The sequence below is a fragment of the Arthrobacter sp. NPDC058130 genome (genome assembly GCF_042884475.1).
Taxonomy (GTDB): Bacteria; Actinomycetota; Actinomycetes; order Actinomycetales; family Micrococcaceae; genus Arthrobacter.
Genome location: NZ_JBHVTV010000008.1, coordinates 125,316 through 149,432 on the forward strand (window position 1 = coordinate 125,316; position 24,117 = coordinate 149,432).

Sequence of the window (24,117 nt, forward strand, 5' to 3'; positions counted from 1 at the left end):
CAATTACTTCTTCTCTGATTCGTCGGCGGACTTCAGCCCGGGTTTCTTGTCTGCTTTCTTGTCTGCTTTCTTGTCCAAGAAGGCCTGCATGCGGTCGAACTTGGCCTGGGACTCGAAGAGGATGCCCTGCGCCAGCTGGTCTATGAGGGGGTGTGCCTCGGCCGGGGCGTGGAACACGGATTTGGTGATCCGGACGGCGAGCGGGTCCTGCGTGGCAATCCTGTCGGTCAGCCTGTGGGCTGCGGCCATCAGCTCGGACGGTTCATGGATTTCGGTGATGAGGTTGACGGCCAAGGCCCGCTCCGCGCGCAGCACGGCTCCGGCGAGCAGCATGTCCTTGGCGACCGGCTCCCCCACCAGTTCCTTGAGGCGCCAGCTGGCACCGGCGGCGGCCAGGATGCCGAGCCCGGTTTCCGGATTGCCGATCCGGAGGGACGGGGTGCCGATCCGGAAGTCGGCGGCGTACGCCAGCTCGGCGCCGCCGCCGAGGCAGAAGCCGTCGAGGGCCGCGATGACGGGCATCGGCAGCTTGGCGATCCGGACGAAGATGGTGGAGTTGATGCCCTGCAGGGCGTCATCGCGGCGGCGTTCGCGGAGCTGCCCGATGTCGGCGCCGGAGGCGAAAACCCCGTCGGCACCGGCGATGATGAGGACTTTGGGGTGCTGCTCGAGATGGGCGCACACGGTGTGGAGTTCGTCGACCATCTGCTGGTCGATTGCGTTGCGGACCTCGGGACGGTTGAGCACCACCACCACTCTGTCCTCGCGCTGGTCCACGAGGAGCGTGCTGAAGCCGGCCGGGTCGAGCGCCGGGGCCGCCACTAGACGCGCTCCAGCAGCATGGCCGTGCCCTGGCCGACCCCGATGCACATGGTGGCGAGGCCGATCCTGGCGTCCTCGCGTTCCATCCGCCCCAGCAGCGTGATCGCGATCCGGGAACCGGAGGAACCCAGCGGGTGGCCCAGGGAGATCGCGCCGCCGTCGCGGTTCACAATCTCCGGGTCCAGGCCGAGGCGGCGCATGCTGGCCAGCGACTGGGTGGCGAACGCTTCGTTAAGTTCGACGGCGCCAAGGTCACCGACGCTGAGGCCGCTGCGTTTGAGGACCTTTTGGGTGGCCGGGACGGGGCCGATGCCCATTATTTCGGGCTCGCAGCCGGCGGAGGCACCGTCGATGATGCGGGCCCGGGGCGTGAGGCCAAGCTTTTGGATCGCGGCTTCGGAGGCGACGATGATGGCGGAGGCGCCGTCGTTGAGGGTGGAGGAGTTGCCGGCGGTGACGATCGATCCGCCCTTGACCACGGGACGGAGCCCGGCGAGCACGTCCCTGGTGGTGCCGGCGCGGGGGCCTTCGTCGGTGTCCACCACGGTTTCGCCCTTGCGGGTTTTGACGGTCACGGGGACGATTTCCTCGGCGAAGCGGCCGGCGGCAATGGCGGCCAGGGCGCGTTCGTGGGAGCGGACGGCGAAGGCGTCGGCGTCTTCGCGCGAGATGCCGTCAACCCGCCCCACTTCCTCCGCCGTCTCCGGCATGGAGTAGGTCATCTTGCCGTCGCGGGAGAGCTCGCCCGTGGTGAACTGCGGGTTGGCAAAACGCCAGCCGATCGAAGTATCGAAGATTTCGCCCGGTTTGGCGAAGGCGGTCCGGGGCTTTTCCTGGACCCAGGGGGCCCGGCTCATGGACTCGACGCCGCCGGCGATCACGATGTCAGCGGCACCGGACTTGATCATCTGGCTGGCCATGATGATGGCGCTGAGCCCGGAGGCGCAGAGCCGGTTCACGGTGATGCCGGGGATGTGCAGGGGCAGCCCAGCCAGCAGGGTTGCCATGCGGGCCACGTTGCGGTTCTCTTCGCCGGCGCCGTTGGCGTTGCCGAGGATTACTTCGTCGATGGTGTCCGGATCGACGCCGGCGCGGCGGACAGCCTCGCCAACCACCAGGGCGGCCAGGTCATCGGGGCGGACCGCGGAGAGGGCGCCGCCGTAACGGCCCACCGGAGTGCGGGCGCCGCCAACAAGAAAAGCCTCGACCATGAGAACATCCTTCACCAAGAAACCGGGGCCGGCAGCAGAGTAATTTACCGACCGTTCGTTCTATAAAGATTACACGGCGGGTCAAGGGGGTCAACCGGGCTCGGCCGGATTACGCGACGACGACGCCCAGGTGGGATGCGAGCAGCGGCGCCAGCAGGGTGAGCTGGTAATCGTCGATCACGAGGCCGGCCAGGCTGCCCAGGCCATTGATCGTGCGGAAGTCGGTGCCGCGGAGGTCGAAGTCCTTGAGCCGGGCTCCGCTGAAGTCCACGGTGCCGACCGTGCAGTTTTTCAGGGCGACGCGGGTGGCCGTGCAGGAGCCCAGATCCAGCTCGTTGATGATGCAGTCGCTGATCTGCACGTCCGTGAGCTTGGAACCGCGCAGGTTCACGTAGTCGAGTTTGCCGCCGTCGATCCTCACCGACTGCCAGCCGCTTTCATACAGCTCCGCCGAACCCCAGCGGGGGTTGCCGATCTCCACGTCGCGCAGGCTGGCCCGGGCGGCCGTCAGCACCGGCGCGTAGACCTCCGTGAGGATGCAGTCACGGAAGGTGGCGCCGCGCAGCTGCGTCTCGTTGAACGACACCCCGGTGAATTCGCATTCGGCGAAGTCGGTGCCGCCGAGCTCCAGGCCGTCCGCCGACGCGCGGCTGTACCGGACGCCGTCGTACCGCTCTCCGCGCCGGAAGTCCGGGGCGGGGTCGTCCCGCAGCTCCCCCGGCCGGACGGGCGCGAGGCGGGGGGCGGTGACTTTCGGAGCTTTGTCCGCGGCGCGCCGGACCATCAGAGGGATTCGGCTTTGGCGCCGATTTCCGCCAGGTCTTTCGTGAGCGCCTTGCGGGTAATGCGCATTCCGAGGGGACCAAAGACGGCGAGCATGATCCTGCTGAACCGGGTGGGCTTGATAATTTCGGCACCGAAGGTCAGGGTGAGGTCAGTTCCACCGTCGCGCTCCGCCAGCGCGAACCGGGACGTGTAGTCGGCGCCGCCCTGGAGGGCTTTCACCGTGGTGCCGCCCGCCCGTCCCGGCGACGGCGGCTCGCACTGGGAAACCCACATCTCCACCGTTTCCGAGCGCCCCATCATGGTGCGGGTTTCCTTCCAGCGGGTGCCCACGGCGTAGGGCCCGTCGGTGAGCATCTGGATCGCATCGACGCCGGACAGGGTGCCTGCAGATCCGGGAATGTCCGACACCACCGCCCAGACCGAGTCAACCGGAGCATTGATGTGCTGCGTGAGCGTGGTCTTGTGGTCCATGAACTCGAGCCTATCGGATCAACTCGGGGGATTGCCTTGAATTAGTAAGCATGCTTTGTGTTAGGCTAGACAGACAGCAATTTGGACCGGAAACGAAAGGTGGCCTGAACCATGGGTATCGGAGACAAGATTCAGAACGAAGCGGAGCACCTGGGCGGCAAGGCCAAGGAAGCCGCTGGAACTGCTACTGACAACGACCAGCTTCGGGCCGAGGGCCAGCGCGACCAGGTTGTGGCCGACGCCAAGAAGGTCGGCGAAAACGTCAAGGACACGTTCAAGAAGGACTAATCCTTAGAAAGTTTTGCGGCGCCGGATTTTCCTTTGGGGGATGTCCGGCGCCGCTTTTTTGTGCACTTTTTGTGCCCAACTTAATTGCCAGCCTGCAAGAATGGCCGCACAGACCGACGGAGGGGACACCATGGCTGGAACGGGGAAGGACGGCGGCCAGCACGCCGGCCAGGATCGCAGCAACGTCGACCTGAGCCGGGCCAGCGCTGCCGCCGGCGGGTCTCCGGTGTTGCGCGGCTACCTGGCGGCTCCGGAGGGCGAAGGTCCTTTTCCGGCTGTCCTGATGGTCCATGAAGCCTTCGGCCTGGATGACATCACCGTCCGCCACGCGCAACGGATGGCGGCCGCGGGCTACCTGACGCTGGCCGTTGACCTGTTCAGCGACGGCGGCGCGCGCCGCTGCCTCGTCGCCACCATGCGTGCGGTGGCGGCGGGCGAGGGCCGGGCCTTCACCGATCTGGCGACAGCCCGGGACTGGCTGCAGGAATCCGGCCGGACGACGGGCAAGATCGGCGTGATCGGCTTCTGCATGGGCGGCGGCTTCGCCCTGCTCCTGGCCAATGACGGCTTCGATGCCGCCGCCGTCAACTACGGCCGGCTCCCCAAGAAGCCTGAAGAGACGCTCGCCGGCGCCTGTCCTATCGTGGCCAATTTCGGCGGCAGGGACCGCACGCTGCCTGGCACAGCGGCGAAACTCGAGTCCGTGCTCGACCGCCTGGGTGTGGCCCACGATGTCAAGGAATTCCCGCACGCCGGGCATGCCTTCCTCAACGATGCCGAGACCGGACCAACGGCGCTGCGGCCGCTCTCCCGGGTCATGGGCATCGGCCCTGATCCGCAGTCCGCCCCGGAAGCCTGGCAGCGGATCGAGGACCACTTCGCCCGTTACCTGCGGGCCTGAACACCCACGCGCCGGACGGCGCATGCGCTTCCCGGCGCGTGGGTGCTCAGCGTCGAGCCCCTGCGGGCTACACGGTCTCGGTCAGGCCTGCCCGAAGGAGGGGCGCGAAGAACGCGGCGAGTTCCGCCGTCGCCGTCAGGGGCAAAACGTTGGCCACATACTGGTCCGGGCGCACCACCACGACGGCGCCGCCGCGGCTGATGCCGCGCAGCTCGAAGATGTCCGCCGTCGGATCGGTGCCGTAGACCTTCTCAAGGTAGGTGAGCTTGAACGGACCGACCTCCGGCTTGAACACCGCGGGCACGCTGCCGACGTCGATGCCCGTGTGGTCCTGCTGGTAGATCACCTTCACGTCGAACCACGCGTCAAGGTCCGACCCCTCGGGGGTGGCGGCGAGCGGTGAGTCCGGAGCTTCGGCCAGCCACGCGGCGAGGTCGGCGGTCGGCGACGGGGCTGCCGCCTGCTGGCCTGGCGCTGCCCCGTCCGCGAAGACGTAGATCCGCCAGCGGCCGTCCGCCGTGGCCTGGTGGCCGAGCTGGACCGGGTTGGTGTCGGAGACACGCTGGACGGGCGCGGACTTGAAGCGCTTGCCGACGGGGAAGCCGGTGGCCAGGTTCTGATGCGTAGCCTCAGCCACGATCATCGACGGCGAGTACTCCGTCATGAAGCCCGCGGGGAACTCGGCGGTGCGCACATAGAAGTCCTCGAGCTCGGAGGGGTTCTCGAACTCCTCGGGCTTCTTTGCCATGAGCGTCGACCACACCTTGTCGAAGTCGATGAGGTTCTTCGCGACGACCTGCCGCTCGGCCGAGTACGTGGAGAGCAGGCTTTCCGGGCTGCGGCCCTCAAGCACGTGGCCGAGCTTCCAGCCGATGTTGAAGCCGTCCTGCATGGAGACGTTCATACCTTGGCCGGCCTTGGCGCTGTGGGTGTGGCAGGCGTCGCCCGTGATGAAAACGCGCGGCGTGCGGGTACCGAGCTTCTCCGGGAGGACGTCGTCGAACCTGTCGGTGAGGCGGTGACCCACCTCGTACACGCTGTGCCAGGCCACGTTGCGCACGTCGAGCGTGTAGGGGTGGATGATCGCGTTGGCCTTGGCGATGATCTGCTCGATGGTGGTATTGCGGACGGCCCCGTTGTCGTTTGCGGGCACCTCGCCGAGGTCGACGTACATGCGGAACAGATGCCCACCCTCGCGCGGGATCAGCAGGATGCTGCCGCCGTCATGGGACTGGATGGCGCACTTGAGGCGGATGTCGGGGAAGTCCGTGTTCGCAAGCACGTCCATGACGCCCCACGCGTGGTTGGCCTGGTCGCCGGCCATGGTGCAGCCGATCGACGCCCGCACCTTGCTCCGCGCGCCGTCGGCACCCACGACGTACTTCGCCCGGACTGTGCGCTCCTGGCCTTCGTCGGGGCCGGCCGTGTGGACGAGGGTCACTGTGACCGGGTACTCCCCTTCGTCGGCGACCTCGAGGCTGCGGAACTCCAGGCCGTAGTCGGGCGCCATGCGGGTGGGTGAGTTCGCCATGAACTCGCCGAAGTAATCCAGCACGCGGGCCTGGTTGACGATCAGGTGCGGGAACTCGCTGATCCCGCCCGGGTCATCGAGGGTGCGGGCGCTGCGGACGATGTTCGAGGGGTCCCGGGGGTCCGGCTTCCAGAATGCCATTTCGGTGATCCGGTAGGCCTCGGCGATGATCCGCTCGGCGAAACCGAAGGCCTGGAAGGTCTCGACGCTCCGGGCCTGGATGCCGTCCGCCTGGCCGATGGCGAGCCGCCCTGCACGGCGCTCCACAATGCGGGTGGTGATGCCCGGAAACTGGGACAGTTGGGCGGCCGCGAGCATGCCTGCGGGGCCGGTGCCCACAATGAGCACGTCGACGTCGTCAGGAAGCTGTGTGGGGCGGTCAATGCCGACGCCGGCGGCCGGCTGGACGCGCGGGTCACCGGATACGTAACCGTGATGGTGGAAATGCACGGGCTTTCCTCACTTCGTTGTGTGGCGGCCTGTCGCCGTCTTTCATGTTCGATAATCGAACTTTGTGTTCGATAATCGAAATTTCGCTTGTGATCCAGAACTGTACGGCAGATATGACGCGGGTTACAAGTGCTTCGAAAACCCCCCGAATCAGGGGTTGACGATCCGCATTTCCTGGGTCATAGTCATCGTATACGATTTCGTACTCGATGAGGAGACATCTTGGAACAGGTCACCGACCACATCCTGGCCGCGGCCCGCAAGGTCATCGCGGTGCATATCAACTACCCCAGCCGGGCAGCCCAGCGGGGCCGCACGCCGGAGCAACCCTCCTACTTCCTGAAGCCCTCCTCCTCCCTGGCAGCCGGTTCGGCAAAAGCCCCTTCAAGCGTGGAGCGCCCGGCCGGCTGCGAGCTCCTCGGCTACGAGGGCGAAATCGCGTTGATCATCGGCAAGCCCGCCCGCCGCGTGGGCATCGAGGACGCCTGGAGCCACGTCGAGTGGGTCACGGCCAGCAACGACCTCGGCGTGTACGACCTCCGCTACGCGGACAAGGGCTCCAACCTGCGGTCCAAGGGCGGCGACGGCTTCACGCCGGTGGGCCCGGGACTGATCGCGGCAGACGCCGTCGACCCGGCCAAACTGCGGATCCGCACCTGGCACAACGGCGAGCTGGTCCAGGACGACACCACCGGGGACCTGCTCTTCCCGTTCGCCCGGCTCGTCGCCGACCTGTCCCAGCTGCTCACCCTCGAAGAGGGCGACATCATCCTCACCGGCACGCCCGCCGGGGCGTCCGTGGCCAAGCCGGGCGACGTCGTCGAGGTTGAAGTCAGCACCGCCGAACCCACTGCTCTCTCTACCGGCCGGCTGGTCACCCGGGTGCAGGAAGGCACGACGCCGTTCGCGGACTTCGGCGCCCGGCCCCGGCCCGATGACCTCCAGCGGGAGGAAGCCTACGGCTCCCGTGAAGCGGCCGGGCTGTCAGCACCTGCCTCCGTCCTGACCCCGGACCTGAAGGCGAAGCTGGAAAGCGTCTGCACGGCCACCCTGTCCTCCCAGCTGCGCAAGCGCGGCCTGAACAACGTCAGCATCGACGGCCTCACCTCCACGCGTCCTGACAGGCGGATCGTGGGCCTGGCCCGGACCCTGCGCTACGTGCCCAACCGCGAGGACCTGTTCAAGACCCACGGCGGCGGATTCAACGCCCAGAAGAAGGCCATCGATTCCGTCAACGAGGGCGAGATCCTGGTCATGGAGGCCCGCGGCGAAAAGGGCACGGGCACCATCGGCGACATCCTGGCCCTGCGCGCCCAGGTCCGCGGCGCCGCGGCCATCATCACCGACGGCGGCGTGCGGGACTTCTCCGCGGTGGCCGCCATGGACATGCCCACCTACTATGCCAACCCGCACCCGGCAGTCCTGGGCCGCCGGCACATCCCGTGGGACACGGACATCACCATCGCCTGCGGCGGCACCACCGTGCAGCCCGGGGACATCATCGTGGCCGACGCGGACGGCATCCTCGTGATCCCGCCGGCCCTGGCCGAAGAACTCGCTGACGAGTCGATCGCCCAGGAACGCGAGGAAACCTTCATCGCCGAGATGGTGCAACAGGGCCACAGCGTGGACGGGCTCTACCCGCTCAACGCCGCATGGCGGACCCGCTACGAGGCATGGGAAGCAGGCAAAGCCAATGACTGAGACGGCCACGGGAACCACAGACAGCGCCGCAGGTACCCAGGCAGCCACCCAGGCAGCCACCCAGGCAGCCACCCAGACCGTCAGCAAGTCCGAGCAGGCCTATGCGGCCGTCAAGGCCCGGATCGTGGACGGGACGTACTCCCCCGGCTACCGGCTGGTGCTGGCGAAGATCGCCGAGGACCTGGGCGTCAGTGTGGTGCCGGTCCGCGAAGCCATCCGCCGGCTCGAGGCCGAAGGCCTGGTGAAGTTCGAGCGGAACGTCGGCGCCACCGTCTCCGGGATCGACCCCACCGAGTACCTTTACACGATGCAGACCCTGAGCATCGTGGAGGGCGCCGCGACGGCCCTGTCCGCACCGCTCATCGGGGAGGCGGACGTGGCCCGCGCCCGGGCCGTCAATGCTCAGATGCGCGATTGCCTGCAGCACTTCGACCCCGTCCGGTTCACCGCTCTGAACCAGGACTTCCACAGCGTCCTGTTCGAGCACTGCCCCAACCCGCACATCCTGGATCTGGTCCACCGGGGCTGGAACCGGCTGGCCTCCCTGCGCTCGTCCACGTTCCGCTTCGTCCCGGGCAGGGCCCACGACTCGGTGGAGGAGCACGAAGCGCTGCTGAAGCTGATCGAGTCCGGCGCCAGCCCGGACGACATCGAAAGAGCCGCCCGACTGCACCGCAGCGCCACCCTGGACGCGTACCTCGCCCAAACCAACCACTGACCACCAGTTAGGACTTCAACGATGACGACCCCTGTAGAAACAGCAGCCAAACACCACGTTCCGGAGAACCTGCCCACCCACATCCAGCACTACATCAACGGCGAATTCGTTGACTCCGTGGGCGGGGCAACCTTCGACGTCCTGGACCCGGTCTCCAACCAGAACTACGCCACCGCCGCCGCGGGCCAGAAGGAGGACATCGACCTCGCCGTCACCGCCGCCCGCGAAGCGTTTACCAGCGGCCCGTGGCCGAAGATGAAGCCCCGCGAGCGGGCCCGCGTCCTGAACAGGATCGCCGACGCCGTCGAGGCCCAGGAGGCACGGCTGGCCGAGCTGGAAACCTTCGACACCGGCCTGCCGATCACCCAGGCCAAGGGCCAGGCGCTGCGCGCGGCCGAGAACTTCCGTTTCTTCGCCGACCTGATCGTGGCCCAGTTCGACGACGCCATGAAGGTCCCCGGCGCCCAGATCAACTACGTGAACCGCAAGCCGATCGGCGTCGCAGGCCTCATCACGCCGTGGAACACCCCGTTCATGCTCGAGTCCTGGAAGCTCGCCCCCGCGCTGGCCACCGGCAACACCGTGGTGCTCAAGCCGGCCGAGTTCACCCCGCTGTCCGCCTCGCTGTGGGCGCAGATCTTCAAGGACGCGGGCCTGCCGGACGGGGTGTTCAACCTGGTCAACGGCCTGGGCGAGGAAGCCGGCGACGCCCTGGTCAAGCACCCGGACGTGCCGCTGATCTCCTTCACCGGAGAGACCACCACGGGCCAGACGATCTTCCGCAACGCCGCGGCCAACCTCAAGGGCCTCTCCATGGAGCTCGGAGGCAAGTCCCCCTGCGTCGTGTTCGCCGACGCCGACCTCGACGCCGCGATCGACTCCGCCCTGTTCGGCGTCTTTTCGCTCAACGGCGAGCGCTGCACGGCCGGCTCCCGGATCCTGGTGGAGCGCGCCGTGTATGAGGAGTTCTGTGAGAAGTACGCCGCCCGGGCCAAGAAGATCGTGGTCGGTGACCCGCACGACCCCAAGACCGAGGTCGGCGCGCTGGTCCACCCGGAGCACTACGCCAAGGTGGCCTCCTACGTGGAGATCGGCAAGTCCGAGGGCCGGCTCCTGGCCGGCGGCGGCCGCCCGGAGAACTTGCCCGCAGGGCTCAACAACAGCAACTACATTGCCCCCACCGTGTTCGCCGACGTCGCGCCGGAGGCCCGGATCTTCCAGGAGGAAATCTTCGGCCCCGTCGTCGCCATCACCCCCTTCGATAACGACGCCGAAGCCCTCGCCCTGGCGAACAACACCAGGTACGGCCTGGCGGCCTACATCTGGACCCAGAACCTGACCCGGGCGCACAACTTCTCGCAGAACGTCGAGGCCGGCATGGTCTGGCTCAACAGCCACAATGTCCGCGACCTCCGCACCCCGTTCGGCGGCGTCAAGGCCTCCGGCCTGGGCCACGAGGGCGGCTACCGCTCCATCGACTTCTACACCGACCAGCAGGCCGTCCACATCGCGCTCGGCACCGTCCACACCCCCAAGTTCGGCGCCTAGGCGACACTGCCGCCCGAGCCGGCCACCCGCCGTCGAGCTTCAACCACTGCCCCCTTTCAAAGAAGAGAGAATCCCATGACCAGCTTTGCACCCACACCCTCCGTCCCGGCCCCGGATATCGTCCGCTGCGCCTACCTGGAACTCGTGGTCACGGACCTCGCCAAGTCCCGCGAGTTCTACGTGGACCTCCTCGGCCTGCATGTCACCGAGGAAGACGAGAACACCATCTACCTGCGCTCCCTGGAGGAGTTCATCCACCACAACCTGGTGCTGCGCAAGGGCCCGGTCGCCGCTGCCGCCGCCTTCGCGTACCGGGTGAAGTCCCCCGCCGAGGTGGATGCCGCCGAGGCCTACTACAAGGAACTGGGCTGCCGCACGGAGCGCCGCAAGGAAGGCTTCACCAAGGGCATCGGCGACTCCGTCCGGGTCGAGGACCCGCTGGGTTTCCCCTACGAGTTCTTCTACGAGACCGAGCACGTCGAGCGGCTCACCCAGCGCTACGACCTCTACTCCGCCGGCGAGCTGGTCCGGCTGGACCACTTCAACCAGGTCACCCCGGACGTCCCGCGCGGCCGCAAGTACCTCGAGGACCTCGGCTTCCGCGTCTCCGAGGACATCAAGGATTCCGACGGCGTCACGTATGCCGCATGGATGCACCGCAAGCAGACCGTGCACGACACCGCCCTGACCGGCGGCAACGGCCCGCGGCTGCACCACATTGCCTTCGCCACGCACGAGAAGCACAACATCATCCAGATCTGCGACAAGATGGGGGCCCTGCGCATCTCCGACCGGATCGAACGCGGCCCCGGCCGGCACGGCGTCTCCAACGCGTTCTACCTCTACATCCTGGACCCGGACGGGCACCGCATCGAGATTTACACCCAGGACTACTACACCGGCGACCCGGACAACCCCACCATCACCTGGGACGTGCACGACAACCAGCGCCGCGACTGGTGGGGCAACCCCGTGGTCCCCTCCTGGTACACCGAGGCCTCCCTGGTCCTGGACCTCGACGGCAACCCACAGCCCGTGATCGAGCGCACCGACGCCTCCGAGATGGCGGTGACAGTGGGCGCCGACGGCTTCTCCTATACCCGCAAGGAAGAGGACGGCGCCGGAGAACAGACCGGCTTCAAGCTCGGAGCACAGGTCTAAACCATGCTGGACGCGAAGACGATCGAGGCCATTGCCGACGAGCTGCTGGAGGCCGCCCGGTCCCGGACCCCGGTCCCCCGCCTGACCGCCCGCTACCCGGACATGACTGTGGAGGACTCCTATGCCGTGCAGCAGCTGTGGCGGCAGCGCAACGAGGACGCCGGGCGGAAGCTGGTGGGCCGCAAGATCGGCCTCACCTCCAAGGCCATGCAGGCGGCCACCGGCATCACCGAACCGGACTACGGCGCCATTTTCGATGACATGGTGCTCGAGACCGGCTGTTCGGTGCAGTGGGACCGGTACACCCATCCGCGGGTGGAGGTGGAACTGGCCTTCGTCCTGAAAGACGGGCTGAAGGGCCCCGGCTGCACCATCTTCGACGTCCTGAACGCGACCGACTACGTGGTTCCGGCCCTCGAGATCCTGGACTCCCGGATCGAAATGGAGGGACGGACCATCGTGGACACCATCGCCGACAACGCGGCGATGGGCGCCATGGTGGTGGGAGGAAACCCCGTCCGGCCGGACGCCGTCGACCTCCGCTGGGTCTCCGCGATCCTGTACAAGAACCAGACCGTGGAGGAGACCGGCGTGGCCGCCGGTGTCCTGGACCACCCGGCCAACGGCGTGCACTGGCTGGCCAACAAGATCGCCGCGCACGGGGACGGCATGAAGGCAGGCGACATCATCCTGGCCGGTTCCTTCACCCGCCCGCTGTGGGTGCACAAGGGCGACACCGTCCACGCCGACTACGGCCCCCTGGGGAGCATCACATGCCGCTTCGAGTAGACCCCGACCCCACGTTCCGGGACGCCCTGCGCAATCAACTGGGCACAGCCGGCCGGCCGCTGGTGGGGATGTGGGTCTGCTCGGGCAGCCCGCTGGTGGCCGAGCTCTGCGCCGGGGCCGGCCTGGACTGGCTGCTGGTTGACGCCGAACACAGCCCCAACGGGCTCGAATCCATCCTCGCCCAGCTGCAGGCCGTCCGCGGCTACCCGGTCCAGGCCATGGTCCGGCCACCGGTGAACGACACGGTGCTGATCAAGCAATACCTGGACCTCGGCGTCCAAAACCTGCTGATTCCCATGGTGAACTCCGCCACCGAGGCCCGGGCCGCGGTGGCCGCCACCCGCTACCCGCCGCACGGCGTCCGCGGGGTGGGCTCGGCCCTGGCCCGGGCCTCGCGCTGGAACCGGATCCCCGACTATCTGGCCCGGGCCTCCGGGACCATCAGCCTCACCGTCCAGATCGAGTCCGAAGCAGCGGCCGCGTCGGTGAAGGAGATCCTGGCGGTCGACGGCGTGGATGCCATCTTCCTGGGCCCCTCCGACCTCGCCGCCTCCATGGGCGTGCTGGGCGAGCAGGAACACCCGAAGGTGCGCGCCGCCGTCGAACACTGCCTCGCCGCCGCCAAAGCGGCGGGCAAACCCGCGGGCGTGAACGCCTTCAACCCTGCCACGGCCCGCTCCTACCTGGCAGCCGGCGCCGCCTTCATCCTGGTGGGTGCCGACGTGGCGCTGCTGGCCCGCGGCTCCGAAGCCCTCGCCGCCGAGTACATCCCGCCGGGGCCGGCCGCTACGCCTGCCGGCACCCCCGCCAGCTACTGAGGATTCCAGCGTTAACCCCGACGGCGGCAGCCACCTGGTGAAGGTGGCTGCCGCCGTCGTTGCGCTGGTTGTCGTAGCGCTAAGGGTCGTTGCTTAGGGCTATTAGCTGTAGAGCTCGCTCTTGGGCGCGTTGTTCTTGACCTTCTGCCAGCCCAGCCACAGCAGCAGGGCGAAGAACGGAACGGTGGCCAGGGTCCACAGGCCAAGGTGGAAGACCTCGCCGGTCTTGCTGGTCATGGTGTCGAAGCCGATCAGCACGGTGATGGCCAGCAGCGCCAGCAGTCCGGCCCAGCTGGTCCACGGCGAGCCCGGCATGGGGAGGCTGGAGACGCGGCCCTTCTGGTGGCGCAGGGCGATCTGGCTGGCGAAGATGGCGCCCCAGGTGAAGATCACGCCGATCGAGGCGGTATTCAGCGCGAGGTCGAAGGCGTGCGAGCCGCCCAGCCAGATGTTCAGGAGGATGCCCACCAGGTAGAAGGCTGCGATGGCAAGGATGGCCGCGTACGGCACGTGGCGCTTGGACATCCGGGTGAGCCACTGCGGGGCATGCCCATTGTTGGCCATGGTGCGGAAGACCCGGCCGATCGAGTACAGCCCCGAGTTGCAGGAGGACAGCGCGGCGGTGATGACGATCATGTTCATGACGTCGCCCACCCAGCCGAGGCCCATCTGGCCGAACACGGTGACGAACGGGGACACGCCGGCCTTGTACTGGTCCGAGGGCAGCAGCATGGCCAGCAGCAGCACGGAACCGACATAGAAGACCACAATGCGCAGCACGACGGCGCGGATCGCCTTGGGCACTTCGCGCTTGGCATTCTGCATCTCGCCGGCGGTGATGCCGACGAGTTCGATGCCGTTGTAGGCGAAGATCACGGCGTTGAGCACGAGGACCATCACGAGGGCGCCCTTGGGGAACATCCCGCCGTCGTCGGCAAAGAGGTTGGCCACGGAGGCATGGCCGCCGCCCACCTTGGCGTTGGTGACCACCATGAAAGTGCCCACAGCCAGGAAGATCAGGATGGAGCCGACCTTGAGGCAGGATGCCCAGAATTCAAACTCGCCGAACGCCTTGACGCTGAGCAGGTTGACGGCCACCAGCAGCGCGAGCGCGGCAATCGCGGAGGCCTCCACCGGCACGTTGGGGAAGAAGAACTGGAAGTACAGGCCGATCGCGATGAGCTCCGCGATCCCGGTCATGCCCCAGTTGATGAAGTACATCCAGCCGGAGATGAAGGCGCCCTTCTTGCCGAACATTTCGCCGGCGTAGCTGACGAAGGAGCCCGAGGTCTGGCGGTACATGATCAGTTCACCGAGCGCGCGCATCAGCAGGTAGGCGATGACGCCGGCGATGGCGTAGGAGAAGATCAGTGCCGGACCGGTGGAGGCCAGGCGTCCCCCGGCTCCCATGAACAGGCCGACGCCGATTGCGCCGCCCATCGAGATCATCGTCACGTGGCGGCCGCTCAGGGTCTTCTTGTAGCCCTCGGCGCTGAGGGTCGAGTCGACGGCGGATTCCGCTGGCGCGCTCTGGAGTTCTGTGGGGGTTATTGATGGCACAACGGTTCCTTGTAGGTCGGATTATGGCCGGGACGGGACCGGGATTCGGCAACACAGCAGTCGGATTCTGCCCCGGCGGGGCAGCCTGGTGTACCGAACCTCACAAAGTCAAAGCTTCGCGCGGCTCATCCATCGTACTAGAATTCCGGGCTTGGCCGTGACGCGGGCAACACCAGATGCGAACTATCCCTAATTAGTGACGCATAATTTTTGGATTCACCGAATAATGTTCTATTCCGGTTCCGTAAATCCAGGCCCGTCGCTCTGCTACGCCAAAGCGCCGTCCCGCATCGAATACCGGAGCCAGTTTCCGGCGCCGGCCCCGCGCCCGTTTTCGCTTCGCCTGGCGCAAGAGTTGAACCAATCCCCCAGCGCGCGGTCGTGGCTGACCATCACCAAAGTCCCTTCGAACCCGGACAGCGCCGCTTCCAGCTGTTCCACCAGCACGGGCGCCAGATGGTTGGTGGGCTCATCCACCAGCATCGTCCCGAACCCGCCCAGCAGGAGCCGGGCCAGCGCCAGCCTGCGCTGTTGCCCTGCGGACAGGCTGCCCACCGGGACGTGGAACTCGCTGGTCCGGAACAGCCCCAGGCGCAGCAATGCCTCGGCGTGCTCATCGATGTTGCCGCCCAGGCCCGAGGCAAAGGCGGGCAAGAGGCGCAGCGCCGGGCGCTGCGGAAGTTCCAGCTCCTGCTGCAGGTAGCCGATCCGGCCGTGCCTCGCCACGGTGCCCTGGGCCGGTTCCAGCGTGCCAGCGAGGACGGAAAGCAGTGTGGACTTGCCTGCACCGTTGGGGCCTGTGATGAGGATTTTCTGGCCCGCTTCCGCCCGGAAATCGGTGGATTCCAGGCGGCCGGGTACGGCCACCCCCTTCGCTTCCAGGGCGGGGCCCGCCGCGACGTCGGCCCGCAGGTCCGTCGCCAGCTTCAGGGGCACCGGCGGACGGTCGATGGGGTTTGCCTCCAACCTGCGGAGGCGTTCCTGGGCGTTGCGGACCTTGCTGGTGGCCGCTTTTTGCCACGTGCCTGCCTTGAAGTCGAACCCCATCTTGTCGCCGTCGCGCTTGCGGGCGTAGCCCATCTTCCCCGCCACCGTGTCCGCCTGGAGCCGTTCGGCAGCCATCGCGTCCAGCCATCCGTGGTACTGCTGCGCCCAGCGCTGGCGTTCGGCAGCTTTCTCCCGCAGGTAGCCTTCATAGCCGTTGCCATACCGGTTGACGGCCCGGCGTTCGGCATCCACCTCAATGACGGTTGTGGCCACTTTGCGCAACAGGACGCGGTCGTGGGAGACCACCACCACGGTTCCGCGGTGCGCCGCCAGCCGGGCTTCCAGCCAGGCCGTGCCGGACGCGTCAAGGTGGTTGGTGGGTTCGTCCAAGAGGAGGATGTCCGCGGGATCGGCCAGCACGCAGGCCAGTGCCACGCGTTCCTGTTCCCCGCCGGAGAGCGATCCCAGTGTCCGCTTCCGGTCCAGCCCGCCCAGGCCCAGCCGGTCCAGCGCCGCCTCCACCCGGGATTCCGCAGCGTAGCCCTCCCTGAGCTGGTACTGCGTCTGCAGGTTTCCGTAGCGCTCCAGGTCGTCCGCCTCCGCGCCGGCCAGCCCGTCCTCCATCCGGTCCAGCTCGGCCTCCAGTGCGCGGAGCGATTCCAGTGCGGCGTCGATCGCGTTGCTGACGGTGAACTGGTCAGGCAGGCCATGGGTTTGGGCAAGGTAGCCGACGCGGCCCTGGCTGACGGCGGTGCCCTCGTCCGGAGCCTCGATCCCGGCCAGAATCCTGAGCAGCGTGGATTTTCCCGCGCCGTTTTCGCCGACGATCGCAACATGCTCACCGGCAGTGATGGCAAGGTCGACGCCGGCAAAGAGCTGGCGGTCCCCGTAACCATGGGATACGCCCGTAAGGCGGAGATGTTCGCTCAAGGATTCCTCGCAAAGTAAGTGCCGGCCTGCCTGGCGGCGGCTTGCGTCCCCAGTATGGCACCGGCGACTGGTGCTGGGGCACTGGGGCGCCTGCCGACGTAGGCGGGCCTGCCGGCGTCGGGCGCGCCTGCCGGCGTCGGGCGCGCCTGCCGACTTCGGCAGGCTCAGGCGGCGAGCACTGCCGCGTTCTTGCGCCGGGCCTTCGCCAGCCGCGTCCCAATCAGGCCCTGCCGGGGGCTGAACAGATAGACGGCGGCGAAGGCGGCCCCCTGGGTCAGGACCACCATGGCGCCGGAGGCGGTGTCCAGGTAGTAGCTCAGGTAGATGCCGGCGATCGAGCACACCGCGGAAATGGCCGGAGCGATCACCAGCATGCGGGAGAACCGGTCCGTCAGCAGGTAGGCCGTGGCGCCGGGGATGATCAGCATGGCCACCACCAGCACCACTCCCACGGTCTGCAGCGCCACCACGGACGTCAACGCCAGGAGGCCCAGCAGCAGGGCCCCGAGGCGCTTCGGGGACAGTCCGATCGCGTGGGCGTGCGTGGGGTCGAAGGCGTAGAGCGTCAGGTCGCGCCGCTTGAGGATCAGGATGGTGAAGGCGACCACGCCCAGCACCAGGACCTGGATGAGGTCGGGGATGCTGACGCCGAGCAGGTTGCCGAAGATGATGTGGTTCAGGTCCGTCTGGCTCGGCGTGACGGAGATGAGCACCAGGCCCAGGGCGAACAGTGAGGTGAACACGATCCCGATTGCGGCGTCCTCCTTCACCCGGCTCGTGTTGCGGACCACGCCGATCAGGGTCACGGCAATCAGCGCGAACACCAGTGCCCCCAGGGCGAACGGTGCCCCGACGATGTAGGCGAGCACCACGCCCGGCAGCACGGCGTGGGAGACGGCGTCGCCCATCAGCGACCAGCCAATGAGCACCAGCCAGCAGCTCAGCACGGCGCACACGATCGCGGCCAGCGCCGTGGTGACGATGGCGCGGACCATGAAGTCATAGCTCAGCGGTTCAAGCAGGATGTCGAAGAGGTCCATGGTTCAGCTCCTGCCCAGCGGGGTCGAAACGGTACGGTCTGAAATTTCCGGGTCGGAGGCTTCCGGATCGCAGGGGTGGGGGCTTCCGGGTCGGGGAGGTCCCGGCTGAGGACGTCGAGGCCGAAGGCCATGGCCAGGTGCTCGGGCTGCAGGACCACTTCCGGCGGGCCGTGCATCAGGACCTCGCGCATCAGGAGCACGGCTTCGTCGCAGAGCTGCGGGAGGGCGTGCAGGTCGTGGGTGGAAACCAGGATGGTGCAGCCGTCCGCGGCGAGCTCCTTCAGCAGGCGGGTGATGGTTGCCTCGGAGCGCTTGTCCACCCCTGCGAACGGCTCGTCGAGGAGCATCATGGTGGCTCCCTGGGCGATCCCCCGGGCCACGAAGGCGCGCTTCTTCTGCCCGCCCGAGAGCTGGCCGATCTGCCGGCCGGCGAACTCGGAGAGTTCCACCCGGTCCAGGGCGAGGTCGACGGCGGCGCGGTCCGCCTTGGACGGGCGGCGGGTGAACCCCTGGCGGCCGTAGCGGCCCATCATCACCACCTCGCGGACGGACAGCGGGAACTGCCAGTCCACGTCCTCGCTCTGCGGGACGTAGCCGATCCCGCCCTCCTTGCGGGCCTTGGCCGGCGGTTCACCGTTGATGAGGACGCGGCCGGCGTCGGGCTTGATCATTCCCATGATCGCCTTGAACAGCGTGGATTTGCCGGAGCCGTTCATGCCCACCAGGCCACAGATCCGGGCAGCCTCAAGGGACAGCGATGCGGCGTCGAGCGCCAGGACGTCGCCGTAATGGACGGTGACGTTGTCCACCAGAATGGCCGGATGGTTCATGATGCCGCTCCCGTCAGGCCTTCGGTGATGATCCTGGAGTCGTGCCGGATGAGGTCCAGGTATGTGGGGACGGGCCCGTCCGACTCGGAGAGCGAATCCACGTAGAGCACCCCGCCGAACGTCGAGCCGGTGGCTCCCACCACCTGGCGCATCGGGGCGTCCGATACGGTGGACTCGCAGAAGACGGCCGGGACCTTGTTGGCCTTGACGAATTCGATGGCCTTGGTGATCTGCTGCGGGGTGGCCTGCTGTTCGGCGTTGACGGCCCAGATGTAGACCTCCCGGAGCCCGGCGTCGCGCGCCAGGTAGGAGAATGCGCCCTCGCACGTCACGAGGGCCCGCTGCGCCTTGGGAACAGTCGCGAGTTTCTGGACCATTTCGTCCTTCACGGCCTGCAGCTTGGCCTTGTAGGCCGCGCCGTTCGCCTCGAAGGCCGCCGCGTTGTCCGGATCAAGCTTCGAGAACGCCTTCACCATGTTGTCCACGTAGATCTGGACGTTGACCGGCGACATCCAGGCATGCGGGTTCGGTTTGCCCTGGTGGGAATCCTCGCTGATGGACATCACGTCCACGCCTTCGCTGACCACGGCGTGCGGAACGTCGAGGCCCTCGACGAACTGGGCAAACCACGCTTCAAGGTTCAGGCCGTTGTCCAGGATCAGGTCCGCCTTGGCCGCCTTGCGGATGTCCCCGGGAGTGGGCTCGTAGCCGTGGATTTCGGCGCCGGCCTTGGTGATGGATTCGACCTGGAGCTTGTCCCCCGCCACGTTCTGCGCCACGTCGGCCAGGACTGTGAAGGTGGTCAGGACAACGGGTTTCCCGCCCCCGCCCCCGGAACCCTGGGGCTGGCCCTGGGCGGCACCCCCGCACGCGGCCAGGGCCAGGCAGAGGAAAACGGCAGCGACGGCGGCTCCCGCGGCGCGGACAGAACGGGATCGGCGGACAACTTTGGCGCACCGAAAAGAAAATTTAGGCATGCCGAATATTGTACGGGACCGCGCCACCTCGCCTCGGCGCTAGGCTGGGGACATGGGCACAGCTCTCCGCACACCACCCGCGCCGCAGCCGGAGCTTTACCGGTTCTCCCGGCTCGATTTCATCACTGCCGGACTCTACGTCGCGGTGGCTGGCTTCTTCGCCGTGGCGGGCGGGCTGTTGGCCCCGCTGCTGCTGCAGATTTCGCCCAATCCCGCGGTGGCGTCCTATGCGGTGAACCTGATCTTCTACGCGACTGTGGGCATCCTTGCCCTGGCCGCCGCACACCGCGTGGCCGGCCGCGACCTCCGGGTCCTTGCCACCAGGCCGTGGTTCACGATGCTCATGGTGCCGCTGGCCGTGGTGGCGATGCTCATCCTCACCGCGATCTTCGTGGCCGTCAGCGGGCCGGTCCAGACCTCCGCCAATCAGGCCGGGCTCCAGGCGCTCATGCAGCAGGTCCCGGCCTGGCTCATGGTGCCCCTGCTGGTGATCGTGGGACCCTTCGTTGAGGAATACATTTTCCGCAACCTGCTGATCGGCAAACTGAGCCGCCGGGTCAACCTCTGGCTGTGCTGTGCCCTGTCGGTGGTCCTCTTCGCGGCCCTGCACATCGTCGGGCAAGAAGAAATGACCCTGCAGGTGCTGATGCCGTACCTGGCCATGGGCGCTGTCCTGGTGTTCGTGTACGTCTGGACCGGGAAGAACCTGATGTTCTCCTACTTCGTCCACGCCTCAAAGAACCTCCTGGCGGTCATCTTCATTTACGCGATCCCGCCGGAGGTCCTCGACCAACTGCAGCAGGTCCAGGGCTGACCGAAGCAACGCGGGGAGGCGTTGTTCGGCGGCGGGCGGGAAAGGTCTCCGCCGGGCACTTCCGGCGCGGGCGCCGACGTCGTAGGTTCTTTCCATGACACTGAACATCCAGATCGCCGTGGACTGCCGCGACCCGCACGAGCTCGCCGACTGGTGGGCCGAAACACTGGAGTGGGCCGTGGAGCCGCAGGATGAGGTTTTCATCCACTCCATGATCGAGCAGGGCTTCGCCACGGACGAGGAAACCGTGACCCACCACGGCAAGCTCGTGTGGCGCGCCGGTGCCGCCATCCGCCCGCCCGACGAGCTCGACGCCAAAGCCCCGGCCCGCCGCATCCTGTTCCAGACGGCTCCGGAAGAAAAAACCGTCAAGAACCGCGTCCATTGGGACGTGCGGCTCGCGGGTGCAGACAAGGACGCGGTCCGGGCGGCCCTTGAAGCGCGCGGCGCCACGTACCTTTGGTCGGCCAGCCAGGGACCGCATTCCTGGCACACCATGGCGGACCCGGAAGGCAACGAGTTCTGCATCAGCTGAGCCGATTACTAGACTCGGACTGTGAGCAACGAAATCCCCGCCAAGGTATCCGACGTCTTTGACCCCACCCGGTGGCGCACCGTGTCCGGTTTCGACGACTTCCAGGACATGACCTACCACCGGCAGGTGGAGCGTTCCGAGGACGGCTCCGTGGTGCGGGACCTGCCCACCGTGCGCATCGCCTTCAACCGCCCCGAGGTCCGCAACGCCTTCCGGCCCGGCACCGTGGATGAGCTCTACCGCGCCATGGACCACGCCCGGATGACCCCGGACGTGGCCACGGTCCTGCTCACCGGCAACGGCCCCTCGCCCAAGGACGGCGGCCACTCCTTCTGTTCCGGCGGGGACCAGCGGATCCGCGGCCGCGACGGGTATCGGTACGTAGTACAAAACACAGCCGATGGTGAAACCCAGGAGACCATCGACCCGGCCCGGGCCGGCCGGCTGCACATCCTGGAAGTCCAGCGGCTCATGCGCACCATGCCCAAGGTGGTCATCGCCGTCGTCAACGGCTGGGCAGCCGGCGGTGGACACTCCCTGCACGTCGTCTCGGACCTCACCATTGCCTCCCGCGAGCACGGAAAGTTCAAGCAGACCGACGCCACCGTGGGCAGTTTCGACGCCGGTTACGGCTCGGCCCTGCTGGCCCGCCAGATCGGCCAGAAGGCCGCCCGGGAAATCTTCTTCCTGGCCCGCGAATATTCCGCCGAGGACATGGTCAGGATGGGCGCCGTCAACGAGGCCGTGGACCACGAACGCCTCGAGGAGGTCGCGCTGGAGTACGCCGCGGACATCGCACGGCAGTCCCCGCAGGCCATCCGCATGCTCAAGTTCGCTTTCAACCTGGCGGACGACGGCCTGGCCGGCCAGCAGGTCTTCGCCGGCGAGGCGACCCGCCTGGCGTACATGACCGACGAGGCCGTGGAGGGCAAGGAAGCCTTCCTCCAGAAGCGCGACCCCGACTGGTCCGCGTTCCCCTACTACTTCTAAGGCGCGCTTTGACCTCCGGACCCACGAACATCGAGCCCGCGCTCAAGGCGCTGGCTGCTGCCCTTCACGGCGAGGGACCCGCCGTCGAGCTCTCCGCCGGGCCCGACGGCTCGCCCGTGCTGGGATTCCCTGACACGCCGGGCATCGAGGACGCGGCCGTGGTGGTGCGGACCTCCGGGTCCACCGGCGCGCCGAAGGCGACCGTCCTCACCGTCGACGCCCTGGCGGCCTCGTCCATGGCGACCGCCTTTGCGCTCAAGGGCGAAGGCCAGTGGCTGCTGGCCCTCCCCGTCCAGTACGTGGCCGGCGTCCAGGTGCTGGTCCGCTCACTCTTCGCCGGGACCCGCCCGTGGGTGATGGACCTCTCCGGAGGCTTCACGCCGGAGGCCTTCACCGCCGCGGCCTTGGAGCTCACGGACCAGATCCGATTCACCTCGCTCGTCCCCACCCAGCTGCAGCGGCTGCTGGACGCGCCCTCGGCCGATACCCTGGCCGTGCTGCGGCGCTTCAACGCCATCCTGCTCGGCGGCGGACCTGCCTCTGCGGGGCTGCTCGCGGCAGCCCGCGACGCCGGGGTGCGGGTGGTGACCACGTACGGCTCGTCCGAGACCTGCGGCGGCTGCGTGTACGACGGCTTCCCCCTCGAGGACGTCCTGGTCCGGGTGCAGGACGACGGCCGCATCCTGCTGGGCGGGGCGACCATCGCCGCCGGGTATCTCCAAGCCCCCGAGCTCTCGGCCGCGACGTTCATCGAAGAAGACGGCGTCCGCTGGTACCGGACCAACGACCTCGGCGCGCTCGACGCCGACGGCCGGCTTACGGTGCTCGGCAGGGCCGACGACGTCGTCATCACCGGCGGCGTCAAAGTTTCCGCCGCGCATGTGCAGGCGGAGCTCGAGAAGCTCGACGGCGTGCGGGCGGCTTTCGTCGCCGGCGTGCCCTCCGCCGAATGGGGCCACGCCCTGGCCGCGTACGTCGCCGTGGCCGACAGTTCCCCGGAGGGCCTGGCGGCGTTCACCGACCGCCGGAACGCGGCCTGGGGGGCGGCGCTGGGGGCGCTGGCCCCGAAAACGGTCCTGCCCGCCGCGGACCTGCTCCTGCTGCCCAACGGCAAACCGGACCGCCTGGGCATGACGGTCCTGCTGGATGCGCTCCATCAGGGAAAATAGACAAGCAGCTTCCGGCTTCCGGCCGACCATGCACCAACCAACGAGTATTCAACGAACCAACGAGGTACTGACCGTGGCCACAGCCGCACAATGGATCCAAGGCGCCCGACTGCGCACCCTGCCGGCCGCGATCGCGCCGGTGCTGATCGGCAGCGCAGCCGCGTACGAGATGGATTCGTTCATCCTGCTGAACGCCGTGCTGGCGGCCCTGGTCGCCCTGCTCCTGCAGATCGGCGTCAATTACGCCAACGACTACTCGGATGGCATCCGCGGCACGGATGAGGACCGGGTGGGTCCCCTGCGGCTGGTGGGCTCTGGCGCGGCCAGCCCGGAGCACGTCAAATGGGCCGCGTTCGCGGCGTTCGGGCTGGCGATGCTGTGCGGCCTGATCCTGGTGATCATCACGCAGGCCTGGTGGCTCATCCTGGTCGGCGTCGGCTGCGTGCTGGCCGCCTGGGGCTACACCGGCGGCAAGAACCCCTACGGCTACCTGGGCCTTGGCGACGTTTTCGTGTTTGTGTTCTTCGGGCTCGTCGCGACGCTTGGCACCACCTACACGCAGGCGGGGCAGATCAGCCTCGCCGCCATTATCGGCGCGATCGGCACGGGCCTGATCGCGTGCGCCCTGCTGATGGCCAACAACGTCCGCGACATCCCGACCGACAGGAGGGCGGGCAAGAAAACCCTGGCCGTGCGGCTCGGGGACAAGCATGCGCGCGAAAGCTACGTGCTGATGCTCGCCGTAGCGATCCTGCTGGTCATCGTCCTGGCGCCCGCCCGGCCGTGGATGCTGATCGTGCTGCTGCTGATCCCGGCCAGCCTCATGCCGTCCTGGTTGATGATCGCCGGGCGGCGGCGCAAGAGCCTGATCCCCGTCCTGAAACAGACCGGGCTGATCAACCTCGGCTTCGCCGCGCTGTTTTCAGTCGGACTCGTCCTCAGCCACGGGTTCTGATCCCGGTTCGAATCGGGATCCTGCGTCGAGCCGGGCCCGGGTTCTAACCGGGTCCGGGTTCTAACCGGGTCCGGGTTCTAACCGGGTCCGGGTTCTAACCGGGTCCGGGTTCTAACCGGGTCCGGGTTCTAT

23 protein-coding genes are annotated in these 24,117 nt (G+C 67.5%); 13 read left to right on the top strand and 10 right to left on the bottom strand.

Features of this window, described 5'->3' with window-relative positions; translation table 11 throughout:
• Positions 1-3: 3 nt before the first annotated feature.
• From ACFVTM_RS14675 to ACFVTM_RS14690, 4 genes are all read right to left on the bottom strand, one after another.
• A complete protein-coding gene (locus ACFVTM_RS14675) occupies positions 4-822 on the bottom strand; it encodes an enoyl-CoA hydratase/isomerase family protein (protein WP_390204205.1) in 819 nt (272 codons plus the stop codon).
• On the bottom strand, positions 822-2,033 hold the full coding sequence (locus ACFVTM_RS14680; RefSeq protein WP_390204206.1) for a thiolase family protein: 1,212 nt from the start codon (positions 2,031-2,033) through the stop codon (positions 822-824). The genes ACFVTM_RS14675 and ACFVTM_RS14680 overlap by 1 nt, the downstream gene beginning before the upstream one ends.
• A gap of 109 nt (positions 2,034-2,142) precedes the next feature.
• Positions 2,143-2,817, bottom strand: a complete 675-nt coding sequence (locus tag ACFVTM_RS14685; protein ID WP_390204207.1) for a pentapeptide repeat-containing protein — start codon at positions 2,815-2,817, stop codon at positions 2,143-2,145.
• Positions 2,817-3,290: an SRPBCC family protein gene (locus ACFVTM_RS14690; RefSeq protein ID WP_390204208.1), complete on the bottom strand. Its 474-nt coding sequence runs from the start codon at positions 3,288-3,290 to the stop codon at positions 2,817-2,819. Before ACFVTM_RS14690 ends, ACFVTM_RS14685 begins: the two co-directional genes overlap by 1 nt.
• 111 nt (positions 3,291-3,401) lie before the next feature.
• Here ACFVTM_RS14690 and ACFVTM_RS14695 point away from each other — a divergent pair, with 111 nt between their 5' ends.
• Positions 3,402-3,578 carry a CsbD family protein gene (locus ACFVTM_RS14695; protein WP_390204209.1) on the top strand — a complete coding sequence of 59 codons (177 nt, stop codon included), beginning with the start codon at positions 3,402-3,404 and terminating at the stop codon, positions 3,576-3,578.
• Between the two features lie 130 nt (positions 3,579-3,708).
• Entirely contained in the window at positions 3,709-4,479 is a 771-nt protein-coding gene (locus ACFVTM_RS14700) for a dienelactone hydrolase family protein (protein WP_390204311.1), read from the top strand.
• A gap of 67 nt (positions 4,480-4,546) precedes the next feature.
• Here the strand turns inward: ACFVTM_RS14700 and ACFVTM_RS14705 are convergent, their stop codons facing one another.
• On the bottom strand, positions 4,547-6,460 hold the full coding sequence (locus ACFVTM_RS14705; RefSeq protein ID WP_390204210.1) for an FAD-binding monooxygenase: 1,914 nt from the start codon (positions 6,458-6,460) through the stop codon (positions 4,547-4,549).
• Positions 6,461-6,682: 222 nt separating this feature from the next.
• Between ACFVTM_RS14705 and ACFVTM_RS14710 the strand changes: the two genes are divergently transcribed.
• The 6 genes from ACFVTM_RS14710 (at position 6,683) to ACFVTM_RS14735 (ending at position 13,198) form a co-directional block, all read left to right on the top strand.
• Positions 6,683-8,164: a fumarylacetoacetate hydrolase family protein gene (locus ACFVTM_RS14710; RefSeq protein ID WP_390204211.1), complete on the top strand. Its 1,482-nt coding sequence runs from the start codon at positions 6,683-6,685 to the stop codon at positions 8,162-8,164.
• Complete coding sequence (locus ACFVTM_RS14715; protein WP_390204212.1) at positions 8,157-8,882, top strand: GntR family transcriptional regulator; 726 nt, start codon at positions 8,157-8,159, stop codon at positions 8,880-8,882. The genes ACFVTM_RS14710 and ACFVTM_RS14715 overlap by 8 nt, the downstream gene beginning before the upstream one ends.
• A gap of 21 nt (positions 8,883-8,903) precedes the next feature.
• Positions 8,904-10,430: a 5-carboxymethyl-2-hydroxymuconate semialdehyde dehydrogenase gene (hpaE, locus tag ACFVTM_RS14720; protein ID WP_390204213.1), complete on the top strand. Its 1,527-nt coding sequence runs from the start codon at positions 8,904-8,906 to the stop codon at positions 10,428-10,430.
• Positions 10,431-10,505: 75 nt separating this feature from the next.
• On the top strand, positions 10,506-11,591 hold the full coding sequence (gene hpaD, locus ACFVTM_RS14725) for a 3,4-dihydroxyphenylacetate 2,3-dioxygenase (RefSeq protein WP_390204214.1): 1,086 nt from the start codon (positions 10,506-10,508) through the stop codon (positions 11,589-11,591).
• Between the two features lie 3 nt (positions 11,592-11,594).
• Complete coding sequence (gene hpaH / locus ACFVTM_RS14730) at positions 11,595-12,380, top strand: 2-oxo-hept-4-ene-1,7-dioate hydratase (RefSeq protein WP_390204215.1); 786 nt, start codon at positions 11,595-11,597, stop codon at positions 12,378-12,380.
• Positions 12,365-13,198: an aldolase/citrate lyase family protein gene (locus ACFVTM_RS14735; RefSeq protein ID WP_390204216.1), complete on the top strand. Its 834-nt coding sequence runs from the start codon at positions 12,365-12,367 to the stop codon at positions 13,196-13,198. Before hpaH ends, ACFVTM_RS14735 begins: the two co-directional genes overlap by 16 nt.
• 102 nt (positions 13,199-13,300) lie before the next feature.
• Here ACFVTM_RS14735 and ACFVTM_RS14740 read toward each other — a convergent pair whose 3' ends face one another.
• The 5 genes from ACFVTM_RS14740 to ACFVTM_RS14760 all read right to left on the bottom strand — a co-directional run bounded on the left by ACFVTM_RS14740 (position 13,301) and on the right by ACFVTM_RS14760 (position 19,522).
• Complete coding sequence (locus tag ACFVTM_RS14740; RefSeq protein WP_390204217.1) at positions 13,301-14,758, bottom strand: amino acid permease; 1,458 nt, start codon at positions 14,756-14,758, stop codon at positions 13,301-13,303.
• Between the two features lie 267 nt (positions 14,759-15,025).
• Positions 15,026-16,675, bottom strand: a complete 1,650-nt coding sequence (locus ACFVTM_RS14745; RefSeq protein ID WP_390204218.1) for an ABC-F family ATP-binding cassette domain-containing protein — start codon at positions 16,673-16,675, stop codon at positions 15,026-15,028.
• A gap of 164 nt (positions 16,676-16,839) precedes the next feature.
• Positions 16,840-17,715, bottom strand: coding sequence for a metal ABC transporter permease (locus ACFVTM_RS14750; protein WP_390204220.1), 876 nt, complete (start codon positions 17,713-17,715; stop codon positions 16,840-16,842).
• A complete protein-coding gene (locus ACFVTM_RS14755) occupies positions 17,682-18,545 on the bottom strand; it encodes a metal ABC transporter ATP-binding protein (RefSeq protein ID WP_390204221.1) in 864 nt (287 codons plus the stop codon). The genes ACFVTM_RS14750 and ACFVTM_RS14755 overlap by 34 nt, the downstream gene beginning before the upstream one ends.
• A complete protein-coding gene (locus ACFVTM_RS14760; RefSeq protein ID WP_390204222.1) occupies positions 18,542-19,522 on the bottom strand; it encodes a metal ABC transporter substrate-binding protein in 981 nt (326 codons plus the stop codon). The genes ACFVTM_RS14755 and ACFVTM_RS14760 overlap by 4 nt, the downstream gene beginning before the upstream one ends.
• A gap of 52 nt (positions 19,523-19,574) precedes the next feature.
• Between ACFVTM_RS14760 and ACFVTM_RS14765 the strand changes: the two genes are divergently transcribed.
• From ACFVTM_RS14765 to ACFVTM_RS14785, 5 genes are all read left to right on the top strand, one after another.
• The gene (locus tag ACFVTM_RS14765) at positions 19,575-20,336 is read left to right on the top strand and encodes a CPBP family intramembrane glutamic endopeptidase (RefSeq protein ID WP_390204223.1); all 762 of its coding nucleotides are present in this window, start codon (positions 19,575-19,577) and stop codon (positions 20,334-20,336) included.
• Positions 20,337-20,430: 94 nt separating this feature from the next.
• Positions 20,431-20,871 (top strand): VOC family protein, encoded by a 441-nt coding sequence (locus ACFVTM_RS14770; protein ID WP_390204225.1) that lies wholly within the window; start codon positions 20,431-20,433, stop codon positions 20,869-20,871.
• Between the two features lie 21 nt (positions 20,872-20,892).
• A complete protein-coding gene (locus ACFVTM_RS14775) occupies positions 20,893-21,861 on the top strand; it encodes a 1,4-dihydroxy-2-naphthoyl-CoA synthase (RefSeq protein WP_390204227.1) in 969 nt (322 codons plus the stop codon).
• An 8-nt stretch (positions 21,862-21,869) separates the two neighbouring features.
• Entirely contained in the window at positions 21,870-23,030 is a 1,161-nt protein-coding gene (locus tag ACFVTM_RS14780; protein WP_390204228.1) for an AMP-binding protein, read from the top strand.
• A 73-nt stretch (positions 23,031-23,103) separates the two neighbouring features.
• Complete coding sequence (locus ACFVTM_RS14785; protein WP_390204229.1) at positions 23,104-23,985, top strand: 1,4-dihydroxy-2-naphthoate polyprenyltransferase; 882 nt, start codon at positions 23,104-23,106, stop codon at positions 23,983-23,985.
• Positions 23,986-24,117: the final 132 nt, after the last annotated feature.